At 72.5% G+C, this 14,024-nt stretch carries 10 protein-coding genes; 2 read left to right on the top strand and 8 right to left on the bottom strand.

Features of this window, described 5'->3' with window-relative positions:
* Positions 1-92: 92 nt before the first annotated feature.
* The 3 genes from ABD340_RS28815 to ABD340_RS28805 all read right to left on the bottom strand — a co-directional run bounded on the left by ABD340_RS28815 (position 93) and on the right by ABD340_RS28805 (position 4,881).
* On the bottom strand, positions 93-524 hold the full coding sequence (locus tag ABD340_RS28815; protein ID WP_344593111.1) for an SSI family serine proteinase inhibitor: 432 nt from the start codon (positions 522-524) through the stop codon (positions 93-95).
* A 160-nt stretch (positions 525-684) separates the two neighbouring features.
* Positions 685-1,278: a sigma-70 family RNA polymerase sigma factor gene (locus ABD340_RS28810; protein WP_344593110.1), complete on the bottom strand. Its 594-nt coding sequence runs from the start codon at positions 1,276-1,278 to the stop codon at positions 685-687.
* Positions 1,279-1,743: 465 nt separating this feature from the next.
* Entirely contained in the window at positions 1,744-4,881 is a 3,138-nt protein-coding gene (locus tag ABD340_RS28805) for a M14 family metallopeptidase (RefSeq protein WP_344593109.1), read from the bottom strand.
* Between the two features lie 238 nt (positions 4,882-5,119).
* On the opposite strand from ABD340_RS28805, the gene ABD340_RS28800 reads away from it, so the two are divergent.
* Both ABD340_RS28800 and ABD340_RS28795 read left to right on the top strand, forming a co-directional pair.
* Positions 5,120-6,022 (top strand): hypothetical protein, encoded by a 903-nt coding sequence (locus ABD340_RS28800; protein ID WP_344593107.1) that lies wholly within the window; start codon positions 5,120-5,122, stop codon positions 6,020-6,022.
* Positions 6,019-7,029, top strand: coding sequence for a hypothetical protein (locus tag ABD340_RS28795; protein WP_344593106.1), 1,011 nt, complete (start codon positions 6,019-6,021; stop codon positions 7,027-7,029). The genes ABD340_RS28800 and ABD340_RS28795 overlap by 4 nt, the downstream gene beginning before the upstream one ends.
* A 67-nt stretch (positions 7,030-7,096) precedes the next feature.
* Here the strand turns inward: ABD340_RS28795 and ABD340_RS28790 are convergent, their stop codons facing one another.
* The 5 genes from ABD340_RS28790 to ABD340_RS28770 all read right to left on the bottom strand — a co-directional run bounded on the left by ABD340_RS28790 (position 7,097) and on the right by ABD340_RS28770 (position 13,885).
* On the bottom strand, positions 7,097-8,395 hold the full coding sequence (locus ABD340_RS28790; RefSeq protein ID WP_344593105.1) for a PadR family transcriptional regulator: 1,299 nt from the start codon (positions 8,393-8,395) through the stop codon (positions 7,097-7,099).
* 207 nt (positions 8,396-8,602) lie between these two features.
* Positions 8,603-9,493, bottom strand: a complete 891-nt coding sequence (locus ABD340_RS28785) for a hypothetical protein (protein ID WP_344593104.1) — start codon at positions 9,491-9,493, stop codon at positions 8,603-8,605.
* 76 nt (positions 9,494-9,569) lie between these two features.
* A complete protein-coding gene (locus ABD340_RS28780; protein WP_344593103.1) occupies positions 9,570-11,129 on the bottom strand; it encodes a sporulation protein in 1,560 nt (519 codons plus the stop codon).
* A 99-nt stretch (positions 11,130-11,228) separates the two neighbouring features.
* The gene (locus tag ABD340_RS28775; RefSeq protein ID WP_344593101.1) at positions 11,229-12,629 is read right to left on the bottom strand and encodes a M16 family metallopeptidase; all 1,401 of its coding nucleotides are present in this window, start codon (positions 12,627-12,629) and stop codon (positions 11,229-11,231) included.
* Positions 12,626-13,885: a M16 family metallopeptidase gene (locus ABD340_RS28770; protein ID WP_344593100.1), complete on the bottom strand. Its 1,260-nt coding sequence runs from the start codon at positions 13,883-13,885 to the stop codon at positions 12,626-12,628. Before ABD340_RS28770 ends, ABD340_RS28775 begins: the two co-directional genes overlap by 4 nt.
* Between the last annotated feature and the right edge of the window lie 139 nt (positions 13,886-14,024).

Below are 14,024 nucleotides of genomic sequence, written 5' to 3'. Positions count from 1 at the left end.
TCCCGTGGAGTACGGCTGGTGGGGACCCTTTCGCACGCGCCCGTACCCGCGGTGCGGGAGGGTATGCGGTCTCCGGCCCGGAATCCGCGCGGTCAGAAACGGAAGACCGCTCCGGTCCGCGCGGTCATCTCGCAGTCGTTGCCGTACTCGGCGCGGAACCGGACCGGGCGGCCGTGCCAGTGCCCCCGCGCCTCGGCGATCACCGGTGAGTAGATCATCACGCAGGCGGTGTCGCCGGCCTCCGCCCGCTCGATCTCGCCGTCGTCGCGGCTCAGCTCCGCGCACGCCCGTGCGGCCTCGGGGTGGCTGCCGCCGACCGGCTCGCACAGCAGCGTCACGGTCCGCGCGGCCGAGGTGCCCTCCCCGGGGTGGGTGAGGGTGAGCCGGAGCGAGGCGGCGGAGGCGGCGGCCGGCGCGGTGCCCGCCGCGGCGGTGCCGATGGGCCAGGGCAGGCCGCCCGGCGGTGCGGCGGGCAGCAGGGCGAGGGCGGCGCCGGTGAGCGCGGTGGCGACGAGATGCGGCATCGATACTCCCGAGGTGAGCGGACGAAGGCCCGCGGGTGCGGCACACAGACCGCACAGACCACACAGGCCATCGCTCAATGTATCGATGCGACTACAGATCGTGTCGGTGAATGGGTGATCCCGCGGTCACGGGGCCACCGCGGGAGCACGATGCGAGGGGTCAGGCGGCCAGGATGTGGGCGCGCCGGTGGTCGGACAGGAGCTCGCGGAGCTGCTTGCGGCCGCGGTGCAGCCGGGACATCACCGTGCCGATGGGGGTGCCCATCATCTCGGCGATCTCCTTGTAGTGGTAGCCCTCCACGTCGGCCAGGTAGACCGCGTCCCGGAAGTCCTGCGGCAGCGCCCGCAGCGCGGCCACGACCCGGGTGTCGGGGATCCGGTCCAGCGCCTCGGACTCGGCGGAGCGGAAGCCCGAGGAGTCGGCCTCGGCCTGCGCGATCTGCCACTCCTCCAGCTCCTCGGAGCCGGCCCGCTGCGGCTCGCGCTGCCGCTTGCGGTAGGTGTTGATGAAGTTGTTGGTGAGGATGCGGTGCAGCCAGGCCTTGAGGTTGGTGCCCTCCTGGAACTGGTGGAAGTTCACGTAGGCCTTGGCCAGGGTCTCCTGCACCAGGTCCTCGGCGTCGGCGGTGTTGCGGGTCATCCGCACGGCGCTCGCGTACAGCGGGTCGGTGAGCGGAAGCACGTCGCGCTCGTAACGCTCGGTGGCCGCCGCGGCGGTGTCGGCGTCGTGAACTGGCGAAGTCACAGCGGTCATTTCGCTCCCCGTAGTGGTCAGGACCCGGGTGGGCCGGTCGTGTGCGCGCGCCGGAGGTCGCGCGTGCACAGGCGGTTCGGGCCGCCCCCCGTGCAGGGGTACGTTCCACCGTTCCCGACGGGTTCGGATCCGATCATGACGCTGGATCGGGGTCGCATGAGCGGTACGTCATGCCGGGTCGGGTCCGCTCGGCCGCGCATGGAGGGTGGGCCGAGGGCGTGGGTGCGCGGATCGTGCGCCGCCAGGGCGACCCCGTCATTGGGACGTCGCGGGCCTTGGACGATCGAGGCGCTTTACGCTTCGGTGGCGTTCCCATTAGGTAAGACGCTCAACGGCCCCCGAAAGGTTGCGTGGCCTCCATCACATTTGCCTGGTTGGGGTGCTGAGTGGGTGAAACGCCAGGTATAGACGGCGAAGGCCCCGGCCGGGGGAAGCGGCCGAGGCCCTCGCGGGTCGTGCCCCGTACTACCCGAGCAGGTGGTCCAGGGCCCTGCGCATCAGGGCCTCCTGCTCGGCCTTCGTCTTCACCTGCTCGACGCCGAACCCGAGCATCAGCGTGTCCTTGGTCGCCACCGCCGAGACCGAGTCGATCAGGGCCTGCGAACGGACGAGCTCACCGGCGTTCCCCGGGCTCCCCGCCGGCGCCCCGGCGATCGTCCACGGGCCGAGGCCGGACTCGAAGCCCTCCGCGTCCAGCTGCCCGCCGGACGTGGTGACCTTGGTGTCGTCCACGAACAGCCCCGAGCCGCCGGTGAACGGGTCGCTCACGTACGCGATCGACACCTCCACCTTCTTCCCGGCGTACGCCGACAGGTCGAACGCCGCGGGCACCCAGCCGTTGGAGTTGCCCGTGAAGGAGTTCCACTTCCCGCTGGACCCGGTGTTCTGGCACGGGTTGCCGCCGGTCAGGTAGCGCCGCAGGAACGGGTGCATCTCGAGGAGGTAGTCCCCTTCGCACTCGATCGGCACGTTGGTGCTGGTCCGGCCGCTCTTGTCCGGCAGCGTCGTCCAGTCATCGCCGCCGGCCGTCCGCGCCTCCAGGAGCACGTGGTCGAAGCCGGTCTCGGTGCTGTACGACAGCTGCGCCTGCAGTGTCGGTGCCTCCGCCGCGGTGACCGACGTCAGGTCGATCGTGCGGGTCAGCCGCCGGTACTGCGCGTCGGCGTGCGGGCCCGCGATGTACCACTGGCCCTCCACCGGCTCGAACGGCGCCGCCGCCCCCACGTAGTCGCCCGCCTTCCAGCTGCGGAACTGCGGGAACTGGTCGGCGGGCAGGGCCGTCGAGGTCACCTGCAGGCCGCCCGCCTCGTTCACCTGGTTGGACGGGGTCCCGCTCAGACCGGCGTCGGTGCCGTTGAACGGCCGTCCCGTGCCGGTGAACTGCGTCGGCTTCCCCACCAGGGCGCGGTCGTACGCGCCGAGGTAGTACTGCATGAAGTCGTCCGACAGCAGCTCGCAGTCGTCGCGGAAGTTGCCGGTGACCACGCAGGGCCGCTCCGGATGCCCCTTGAGGCCGTAGTAGATCCCGCCGCCGTTCAGGCGGTTCAGCGGCCCGTTGTAACCGGTCGTCTCACCGGTGTAGAGCAGCTTGCCGCCCTCGTTGAGGTAGGACCGCACCGACAGCACCAGGTCCTTGGCCCGGTCGGCCACCTGGGAGTCGGCCACGTTGCCCAGATACGTCTGGACGGGGTCGTCGGCCGCGTCCTGGGTGAGCCGGTTGTCGCCCAGGTACCAGACCGCGCCCTTGAAGTGCTTCAGGACGCCCAGGTCGTGCGGGACGCCGTCCTTGTCGATGTCCCAGACCAGCGGCTTGCGCTTGGCCGACTTGATCAGTTCGGCGTACTGCCCGGCGTACTTGGGCGCGTTCGTCCCGGCGGGATAGGCCGGGTTGACGCCCTTGTAGTCCTCGTCGGCGATCACCACCACGTCCGCGCCGGCCTTGTCCCGCACGGTGTAGGTGAACTTCTCCCCGGCGACCCTTTTGCCGTCCTTGGTCCCCTCGAACCAGACCTCGACCTTGTCGCCGGGCTTCTGCCCGGTGACCTTGCCGCGGTACTCGGCGAAGTAGTGGTCGTTCTCGTCGCCGAAGCGCTCGCCGCCCCGCCACTCGCGGGCCCCGTCGCTCCGCACCGGGCCGCCGTTGATCCGGTAGCGCAGGTCCTTGTTGCCCAGCGACCGCCGGATCACCGCGGCGACCTCCTGGGTGGAGCCGAACGAGGTGCCGAACTTGTCGGCCGTGAAGTCGGGCACGGTGCGGTTCACCGGCGACACCGGCTGGTCGGGCGTGTGCGCCGACTTGCCGACCGACATCGCGAACTTCACGTTCTTCTGGAACTCGGCCTGGATCAGCTTCTCGTCGTCCGGGAACTCGAAGATGCTGCCGCAGTCGCCCGGCTCCCAGTCGTCGTTCGGGTCGGACCGGGCCGCGCTCGCGCAGGTCCCCATCTCCGGCGTGATCGACAGCGCGCCGTAGCGGTTGTCGGCCTCGCCGTCGGTGTCGCCGTTGGTCACGTAGAGCTGCGCCGCCAGCTGCGGCGTGTACCCCGGGACGGCCGGGTCGTCGAAGTCGCCCACCAGCGCGTCGTGGATCACGTCGTCGGGGCTGCGGGTCAGCGTCTGCCAGCCGACCCCGTGCAGCAGCAGCTCCGCCGCCGAGTGGTAGTTGATCAGATACTTGGGCCGCAGCCGCTTGTAGAGGCCGGTCTGCGCCTTGGTCTCCGGCTCCGACCCGGGCGCGGGGCCGCGGTAGGTGTCGCTGCTGTTCTGCGGCGAGGAGCCCTCGTTGTCGTAGCCCCACTTGTAGGGGAAGTTCCGGTTCAGGTCGACGCCGTCCTGGCCGGTGATCTGGCCGTCGCCGTCGTTGTCGCGGGCGTTCTTGCGCCAGAGCCGGAAGCCGTCCTGGAACGTGAGGTCGTAGCCGTCCACGTTCACCACCGGGACGAACCACACGTCCGTGGTGTCGACGATCTTGGTGATGTCGGCGTCCTTGCCGTAGCCGTTCACGTAGTGGTGCAGCAGCCGGCGCACCATCTCCGGCGTGATCCACTCGCGGGCGTGCTGGGCGGCCTGGTAGACCACGGCCGGGCGCTGCCCGTCCTTGAGATCCGCCACGCCCTTGCTCACCCGGATCGCGGTGATCGGCTGCCCCCGGCTCGAGGTGCCGATGTCGACCGCGGCCGCGATGCCCGGATTGTCGGCGGCGACCTTCAGGATCTCCTCGCGGAGGTTGCCGGGCCCGCTGTAGGGGCGGAACACGTTCTGCGCCGCCTTGGCCCGCTGCTCGGTGTTCTTGCCCTTGACCTTCTTGACCGCCAGCCTGATCCCGCGCCGGGCGAGCTCACGGGCCTGGACGCCGTTCATGACGACCTCGACGCGGGTCTGCCCGGCCCGCGCCGCCTTGCCGAACGTGATCTCCTGCTGGTCGAGACCGACCGCGTTCAGCTGTTTCAGCTGCTCGGCGGTCAGATCGCCGGTATAGACCTCCACCCCGGCGGGCGCCGCCGCGGGGCGGGGCTCGGCCTGGGCGGGTGCCGCGGTCAGCGTTCCGAGCAGGAGCGCCGCCGCGGCGAGTATCGGGATGGATCGGAAATGCCTGCGCGTCATCGCGCCTCCTGGGCGTGGATCACAACGGGGGCGGCGTGATCGTCTGCCCGGGGGCGGAGGGTGTCAATGTGTCGAAAGCGCTGTTTGCCGCTTTCGGTCAGTTTGCGACGTATGTGCTCCACGGCCCCCTCCGGAACGTCCGCCCGTCCCGGCTGGCAGTGGATTGTCGCCTTGGCGACAGATATTTTCCAACGTCCCCCTTGGTGTGATCGATAGGGTCGAACGCCGGGGGGACGAATTGGGTGAAAGTCTGACGCTGCCTGTTCCGGAGACGCTGCACGCCACGTACGCGGTCGCCTACACGACACCGCCCCCGGACCCGCGCGAGCTGGCGCGCCGGCGGCTCGACCGCCACCCCGCGCCCCTGCGCGACCTCGCGCTGCGGATGCTCGACAGCCCGCTGCTCACCCTCGACCTGCGGCCCGCCGCCGACTTCCCGCCGCTGCCCGCCGAACTCCTGGCCGCCTTCGGCGCCACCCGCCGCGAGCTCGCCGGCATCGCCGCCGCCTCCCACCTCCTGGCCGTGCACGCCACCTACCGGCCCGGCTGGCCGCCCGCGCACGAATGGGCCACCCGCGCCATCGCCGGCGCCGCCGGGGCCGACGACGTCCCGGTGATCGACGTCTTCACCCCGCAGGTGCTCGGCCAGGACCGCATCCTGCGCTCGCTCCCCGGCCCGGACGGCGCCGTCCGCCTCGTCGACTGGATCCTGCTGCCGCACACCCCCGGCCCGCACGGCTTCTACTTCACGACCAAGGGCCTGGCCAGATTCGGGCTGCCGGAACTGCAGACCGAGAACGTCCCGGCACACCTGGTGGAGCCCTGGGGCCGCCTCCTCAACGGCCTGGCGTCCCGCCTGCTCGGCCTGTGGCTGGACCGGCTGCACCCCGGCGAGCACCCCGTCCTGATCGACCTGCCGGAGCTCGTCTCGGTCGGTCTGCAGGACGTCGCCGCCGCGCAGGGCGCCGAAGCGGAGACCCACCGCGAGGTCCAGGTACGACTCCGCCTCGACACCGACGAAGACGGCGAGCCACTGCTCACCGTGGACGGCCCCGACCGCCCGGATGCCCTCTGCGCCGCCCTCTTCGGCGCCTCCAGGCTTGCCGAGGGCCGGCGTCAGGCCCCAGGATCGGGACCGTGACACTCGGCCCGCGTGACAGCCCCAGTCCCCCCGGCGACACCGACGGCCCCGACCCGCCCTATCCCGGCGACAAGCACGTCGCCGGAACGCGCTACAACAACGACCCCGCCTCGCCACCGCTGCCGGAGCCCGTCGCGCCGGGCTCAGCCGACTGGGTCCCCGTCCAGGGAACATCCCGCCCCGAGGAACCCGCGCCTCCACAGCCCGCCGAACCCGCGCCTCCATCGCCAGCCGACACCGTGCCCGACATCCCGATGGTGCCCTGGAAGCCCCCCGAACCCGTCCCCGACCCCATGGACGACCCCGAACGGCGCCGGACCCTCGTCGACGCGTTCGTCGCCGAATTCGTCGCCAGCGCCACCTGGCGGGCCACCCTCGCCGTCCTGGAAGGCGCCTTCCCCGGCCTGGGCATGGCCGCCACCCTGTCCCGCCGCACCGACGAACTGTGGCGCATCATCGAGACCCTCGACAGCGGCTCGCCGGGCCTGGGCGTCCCCGTCTGGCTGGACGGCAACGGCATGGCGCTCAACCTCAGCGCCCAACTGCCCGCACGCCCGCGCACGGAGATGAGCGCCGTACGTCCCAGAGCCTCGTGGCCGTACGCGGGCGCCTTCGTCATCGACACCCTGGACCCGCTCCGCTACCACCGCCCGGTCGGCGGCCCGCAAGCCCCCCGCGAGGAGGGCGCCCAGACGCCCCCGCCCGGCGAGGAGGAGGAGTCCGGCGTCGTCATAGTCGCCGACCTGGCCTCGGCCGGCCCCAGAGTCCTGGACGCCCCCGCACTGTGGCGCCACGCCGGACGAGTGGTCACCGCCACCCTCCACGACCCCATCGCCCCCGAAACACGCACCCAAACCCGCCGTGCCCTCAAAGCCCTGCGCCGCGTGGTCTTCATAGACCCGAACCTGGCCGTGGGCCTATGCCTGCAAATAGACGTAGCCCGCACCCCCCGCTGCCTACTCGCCTTCCACGTAGACCAAGAAACCCCCCGCTTCATAAGGCCGTAAGCGGGGAAAACCATTCTGTAGGCGTCACGGACCAGGATGCCTACGCGGCGTAACGGTTCTCTGCGTCTCAGTCACCCCCGCCGCCGTCCTCCGGCTTGGCCCGCTCCGCGGCCAGCACGGCGTGTCCCGCCTTTGTCGCGGTGTAGACCCGCCGCACCCGCCCCTTCACCACCCGACACTCAGAGATCAGCAGCCCCTGGCCCTCCAAGCGGCGCAACGTCGGATACAGCGTGCCGGGACTGATCGGGTAGCCCTGGCCGGCAAGCTCCCGCGACGTCAACCGCGTCATCCACGCGCTATGGATCTCGCTCTGGGCCGCGTGATGCAGGATGCGCAGCCGGATCGCGTTCCAGGGAAGCTCCCGCATGCCCCTCCAGGAGAGCAGCGCCCAAACGACAACACCGGCCGCCATCCCGGTGGCCATGGAGCTGGGCGTAAGAGAAAGGCTGTGGGCCAAGTGGCCCCCGTCGTCGGCGAGCGCATCCGCGGCAGCCGTCACGGGAGCGAACACGAACAACGAAACAAAGAGCATGACCGGGTAGGCGACGGTGATCCCAGCGGCGACAGTCCCGGATCGAAGTACCGAGCGCGGCCGGACGGCGAGGAGGAGAACGACCGCGACAGGCACGCCACCCAAATATGCCAGCCCGAAGAGAGGCTCTTTTCCGGTGTTGAGTATCCCCACCGTGCCCAGGAGGGCGGCGAATCCAAGGAGGGTGGCGAATCCAACGGCGGCGGGCACCGTGGCGCGTGGCGTGCGCGGCCGGGCAAAGGCGATGCAAGTGGCGGCCAGGACCAACAAGAGCATGACCACGCCCATGCTGGCGATTAGTCCCACCGGCAGGAACGGCCTTACCCCGCTGTAACTGGCATCGGTCAGCGGCAGCGGCGCGCACCAGGCCGCGAGGACTCCATAACCCGCCAGATGCTGAGATGGACCTTCCCCTGCTTCGCCGGCACGCAGCACCTTTCCCCCGATGGCAATGATCGCCGACATCACGGCCAACGCCATGACCGCGGCACCCCATCCTGTCGCGTCGGCCGCAGCAAACGCCGCGTCGGCCGCGAACACGGCGACTCCACACGCGGCAGGCCCGACCTGTCTCCATACGCCAGGGCCTCGCACCATCAACGCCAGTCCGCACACGATCACTACCAGCGTGACCCAGCGCATACCCTGCATCCACTGGAGGACATCACCACCGGCCATTTCCTTGGCCTCGACGAAGTTGGCATCCAGCCGTCTCACACTCGCGAGCGCAGCCGGGGTCACCAGGGTCACCTCCGCAGCCCACAGCGCTGCGCCCGCAGCCGAGACCACCAATGCGATCACCAGTCGAGCCCGTTCCAACATGGCGATGATCATGGCAGCTTCTCGATGCTCCCGCCGCAAGGCCCCGCGATGGCCGGAGGCCGCTACCCGGCGGTTGGAGTCACGTTCGGGAGAAAACTGCCCAGTTATGGGGGCAAGGGGGCGGAGCCCCCTGCCAAGGGGCGAGTGCCTCCGGAGCGAGCGCCAGCGGGCACAGGAGGTGCGCGTCCCGGCGTGGGGTCTGGGAGGGCGCCCTCAGAGTCAGCAGAGCCAGGTTAGGTCGGTTCTCAGGTCTTCTGGGAGTTCGCCCAGGCGGGTGGCCAGGTCCCAGGGTTCGATGCCTTCGGGGAGGTCTTCGGGTAGGAGGCCGCAGAGCAGGGCGTTCGGGGTGCGGACGGCGGTGAAGGCGCCGATCCGGGTGATGCCGCCGCCGCTCAGCTTGGCCAGTTCGACCAGCAGCGCGGCCAGTGCGGACGGGTCCTGGGGGTCGTACAGGCCGCGGACGTAGGTGAACAGCTCTTCGGCCAGTGCGTCCGCGCGGCGGCCTGACAGGTGGAAGGCCGTCCCCAGGTAGCCGCTGGCGGAGCGCTGCTCGCGGACTCGTACGCGCAGGCCGTACTCGGCGGCGCAGCGTTCGTAGGCGCCCGCGAGGAGCGCCTCGGCTTCGCCCTCCTCGCTCAGCAGCAGTCCGGGGACGACGCCTTCCTCGCGGCCGAGGCGTTCCAGCATCTCGTCCCGCAGTTCCGCGATGACCTGCTCGGCGGCGTCCAGGGAGCGGGCCAGCGCGTGTCCGGCCGCACGGTCGAGGTCGGCCTCCGCCAGCCTGGACGAGAGCGTGCCCAGCCCGGTCTCCAGCCGGTCGAGCCGGGTGGTCAGCTCGTCGAGCCGGTCGAGGACCTCGGGATCGGGCTCGGGGCGTTCGGCGGCGTACAGCGCGCCGGGCGGCGGCTGCGGCGGCGGCTGCGGGATGGTGACCGCCGGGGCCTCGGCGACCTCGGCGCGCAGCGCGTCGTGCCGCCGGCTCAGTTCGGCGAGTTGGGCCCGCAGTTCGTGCAGGTCCTTCTGCGCGCGCGGCAGGCGTTTGTCGGAGGCCAGGTAGAGCTCCCGCCCGGCGATCGCCAGGCACAGCAGGACCAGGATCACGGTGGACATGAGCCTCCTCGGGGGGCGGGGCCGCGCCTCCGACCCTAACCGCCGGGGACGGTCAGGGCGGAGAACGCGCGCGAGATCAGCCGAAGAGGCCGCCGAGCAGCCCGCCGAGGATTTCGCCGACGGCGCCGGCCGCCTCGCCCGCGACGGCGTTCGCCGCCTCGTTGGCGACCTCGCCGGCCACGGCCTTGCCCGCGTCGGCGGCGAAGTTGCCGGCGTATCCGGCGACGGCGTCGCCGAAGGCGCCCGCGGGGACCCCGGCGGCGTAGCCCGCGACGTTCGCGGCGCCGCCGACCACGTTGCCGAACGCGTCGACCGCGGCGCCGGCGGCCATCCCGCCCGCGACGCCCGCGGCGGCGACGCCGCCGACCGCGCCGGCCGCCACCCAGCCGGCGCCGTGGCCGTGGCGGTGCCCGTGCCCGCCCGGGTAGGCGGGGGCGCCATGGTGGTGATGGACGGGCGGACCCGGAGGCGGCGGGTACTGCGGTCCCGGAGACGGCGGCGGGGCGTATGGCGCGCCGGGGCCCGGAGGCGCGGGCGGGGGAGGCAGCGGACTCTGGCCGTGGCCTGGATGCGGCGCGGGTGGCTGCGGGTGGCCCGGGCCTGGAGGCGGGGCAGGCAGTGGGCTGTTCGAGGGGGCCTGGCCCGGTCCGGGGGCCGGGGGCGGGTACTGGCCCTGCCCGTACTGGCCGGGGCCGCCGTAGGAGGCCGCTGCGGGAGCCGGAGTGCCGTGCCCGGGGGTGCCGTGGTGCGCGGGCGGTGGCGGGAAGGTCGAGGGGCCGCCGCCCGGCGGAGGCAGCGGCGCGCCCGTGGACGGCGTGTGGTACCCGCCGCCGTGCGCGGGAGGGGGCGGCGACGGGAGGGACAACTGCGGGCGCGGCCGGGACGCGGCCTCCTCCAGCCACTGGCTGATCTTGGCGTTCCAGTCCGTCTCGGCGGCCGCCTGGTGCTCCACCTGGAAGCGGCCGAACCGCTCGTCCGGAGTCCCGCCGGCGCGCCGGTCGGCCTCCAGGACGAACGCCATGTGCCGCGGGCTGGCGATGAAGCTGAGCCCCACCTCGCCGATCCGGCCGGCGAACCGCGGCGGCGGCGCCAGCTGGATCTCCTGGTAGAACGGCAGCTGCTGCGGGACGCCGCGCAGCTTGGACTGCTCGAACGCGACGTTCTGGATCTTGAAACCGAGTTGGGCGATCGCCGCCAGCACCCACTGCTGCGACTTCAGCGGCTCCACCGAGATCGGGTCCACGTCGCCCGGATCGGGCTCGCCCTGCACGTCCACCTCGGTGCACAGCCCGATGGTGAACCCGGGCAGCTCCCGGCCCAGCACCGTCGTGAACGGCAGCTCGTACGGCAGCGGGATGGAGAACGCCAGGTCGCGCTGCTGGCCGGGCTCCAGCCGGAACGCCCGGGTCAGCGCGCCCCGGTAGACCTCCGGGCCCGCGCTCTCACCGCCGTAGCCGTTCTGCATGCGCGGCATCAGCGCGATCGTCACATGCCTGATCTCCGAGGGCCGCTGCCCGCCGACCAGGTGGACCTTGCCGGCCACGACCCCGCCGGGACGGCAGTTCGGCTCCGACAGGATCGTATCGACCGAGGGACCCGGTCCCCCGTGCCCGCCCGCCATCTGCCCATAGGCCACAGGCCGTTCCCCTCTCGCGCGACACCGCGGGGGACGTCCCCGCATCGGTCAGACGAATTCCACCATGCCATCGGTTCACGCTCATGTCATCGCGGAGGACTAGGCGTCGGGCTCGGCTTCCTGGGCGGAGACGGTGACGGTGGCGTAGCCCAGCTTCTCCAGCGGTTCGCGGATCTGGTCGGCGTCCCCCACCGCGATGACGGTCAGCGCCTCCGGATCGATGTGCTCGGCGTAGGCGCGCGAGACCTCCTCGGGCGTCGCGGTGCGCACCGCGTCCAGGTAGCGCCGCGGGTAGTCCGCGCCCAGGTTGTTGGCGGCCGCGTCGGCCAGTTCGGCGGCCACCGAGCGGGCCGTCTCGTACTCGGCGGGCGCCCGGTCGGCCAGGGCCCGCACGGACGCGCCGCACTCGTCGGCGTCGATGCCGCGCGAGATGACGCCGCGCAGCTCGGTGAGCGCGTCGGCGACGGCGTCGGCGGTGACCTCGGTGTGGACGGCGCCCTGGGTGATGAACAGCCCGCAGTGCCGCAGCCGCAGCAGCCCGGCGCGCACGCCGTAGGTGTAGCCCTTCTCCTCCCGCAGCACGGCGTTCAGCCGCGAGGTGAGCCCGCCGCCCAGCACGTGCGACACGACGGTCAGCAGCGGCCAGTCGGGGTGCGCGCGGTTCGGCACGCCGTGCCCGATGCTCAGGTACGTCTGGACGGACCCGGGACGGTCGACCACGACGATCCGCGGGCCCGTCGTCGGCGCGACCTCGTCGGGGGTGCGCAGCGCCGCCCCGGACGTGCTCCAGCCCTCCAGGGCGGAGCGCAGGGCCGCGTCGGCGTCCGTGCCGGACAGGTCGCCCGCGACCACCGCGGTCGCCTCGGCCGGGACGACCGAGCCGTAGAAGGCGCGCACGTCCGCGCCCTGGATCGCGTCGACCGACCCGGGCGTGCCGCCGGTCGGCCGGGACGCGCGGGCCTGCTCCGGGAACATCACGGCACGCAGCTCGCGCATGGCGCGGGAGCCGGGGTCGGCGTCCTCCTGCGCGATCTCCTCCAGCCGCTCGCGGACCAGCCGGCGCACGTCGGAGTCGGCCAGCGCCGGCTCCCGGACGACCGAGGAGAACAGCTCCAGGGCGGGGCCGAGCCGGGTCACCGGGACGTCCAGCGCGATCCGCAGCGCGGTCAGGTCGGCCGCGGCGTACAGGCTGGCGCCCAGCCGCTCGAACGCGGCGGTCAGCGCGGTGCCGCCGCCGGGCTCGGTGCCCTCCAGCAGCGCCCGCGCGACCAGCGTGGCGACGCCGTCGCCGCCGTCCGGCTCGCGTCCGGCGCCGGCGTCGAGGACGAGGCGGACGGCCGCCAGCCGCCGGCCGGGCAGGTCGCAGCGCAGCGTGGCGGGGCCGCCGGGCACGGTGCCGCCCGCCCCGGCCGGGAACGCCCAGGCGGGGACGGGACCGGGGACCGGACGGGGCGCCAGGGCCAGGGCCCCGGGCTGGGAACGCGCGGGGTCGGTGGTCACGAGACCGTACCTCCATAGGTCAGGACGGAGCGGGAGCCGGGCCGCATCCACCGGCCCGCCATTTCCTTGATCTGGTCCGCGGTGACCGCCGCGGCGCGGCCCGGGGCGGTGAACACCCGGCCCGGGTCGCCGAACTGGGTGGCGTTCTGCGACAGCGCGTTGGCCAGGCCGGTGACCGTCTCGGTCTGCTCCAGGAAGCCGCGCTCGGCCTGCGCGGTGGCGCGGGCGGTCTCGTCGGCGTCCGGGCCGGCGGCGGCGAACCGGGCCAGCTCCTCGTCCAGCACTTCGGCGATCTTGTCCGGGTCCGGGCCGATCGCGTCGACGATCGCCAGCGACGGGCCGCCGGCCAGCCGGGTCACGCCGGCCCACACCTCGGTGGCGATCTCGTCGCGGCGCACCATCCGGTCGTAGAGCCGGGAGCCGGAGCCGCCGCCGAGGATCTCCACCGCCAGTTCGGCCGCCTCGATGTCGGTGCCGCCGTCGGTGGGCAGCGGGAACATCGCGAAGTAGGCGGGCGAGGGCACTTCCTCGTCCACCGGCTCGGCGTTGACCGCGGCGAGCGGGCCCAGCTCGCCGGGACGGGCCGGCGGCGACTGCGGGCCGCTGGGCAGGCCGCCGAAGTAGCGCTCCACCGCGGCGAGGGTCTGCTCGGGGTCGACGTCGCCGACGATCGACAGGACCGCGTTGCCCGGCGCGTACCAGGTGCCGAAGAAGTCGGCGCAGTCCTCCAGGGTGGTGGCGTCGAGGTCCTCCATCGAGCCGATCGGGGTGTGCGCGTACGGGTGGCCCTCGGGGAAGGTCAGCGCGCACAGCTTCTCGAACGCGGTGCCGTACGGCTGGTTGTCGTAGCGCTGGCGGCGCTCGTTCTTCACGACGTCGCGCTGGTTGTCGAGGTTGGCCTGGGTGAGCGCGGCGGGCAGGGTGCCCATCCGGTCGGCCTCCAGCCACAGCGCCAGCTCCAGATGGCTGACGGGCACCGTCTCGTAGTAATTGGTGCGTTCGAAGGAGGTGCTGGCGTTGAACGTGGCGCCGGCGCTCTCCAGCAGCGCGGCGTGCTCGCCCTCGGCGACGTTGGCCGAGCCCTGGAACATCAGGTGCTCGAAGAGGTGCGCCAGCCCGGTGCGGCCGGCGCGCTCGTGGCGCGAGCCCACGCCGTACCAGATGTTCACGGCGGCCAGTGGTACGACATGGTCCTCGCAGACCACCACGCGCAGGCCATTGCCGAGCGTGTGCTCATGCAGCGGCTGTTCTGCCACGGAGCGCTCCCGTCCGTTCGGTGGATCGGTTGGCGGACAGCACCGCGCGTCGCGGGACGACACCCAGGCGGCGGGCTTGATCTCTTCCCTCACGGTACCGGTTCGCGCCGCCCGGGGACGCCGCTCGTCCGGTACACCA

The organism is Actinomadura vinacea (assembly GCF_039532545.1).
Classification (GTDB): Bacteria; Actinomycetota; Actinomycetes; order Streptosporangiales; family Streptosporangiaceae; genus Spirillospora; species Spirillospora vinacea.
Note: the sequence above shows the minus strand (reverse complement) of the source record. Positions and strands in the feature narration are given on the sequence as shown.

Bases quoted from the DNA above. Each gene is read 5' to 3' on its own strand.
- ABD340_RS28815 (WP_344593111.1), bottom strand. From the start codon at position 524: ATGCCGCATCTCGTCGCCACCGCGCTCACCGGCGCCGCCCTCGCCCTG.
- ABD340_RS28810 (WP_344593110.1), bottom strand. From the start codon at position 1,278: ATGACCGCTGTGACTTCGCCAGTTCACGACGCCGACACCGCCGCGGCG.
- ABD340_RS28785 (WP_344593104.1), bottom strand. From the start codon at position 9,493: ATGTCCACCGTGATCCTGGTCCTGCTGTGCCTGGCGATCGCCGGGCGG.
- ABD340_RS28790 (WP_344593105.1), bottom strand. From the start codon at position 8,395: ATGATCATCGCCATGTTGGAACGGGCTCGACTGGTGATCGCATTGGTG.
- ABD340_RS28805 (WP_344593109.1), bottom strand. From the start codon at position 4,881: ATGACGCGCAGGCATTTCCGATCCATCCCGATACTCGCCGCGGCGGCG.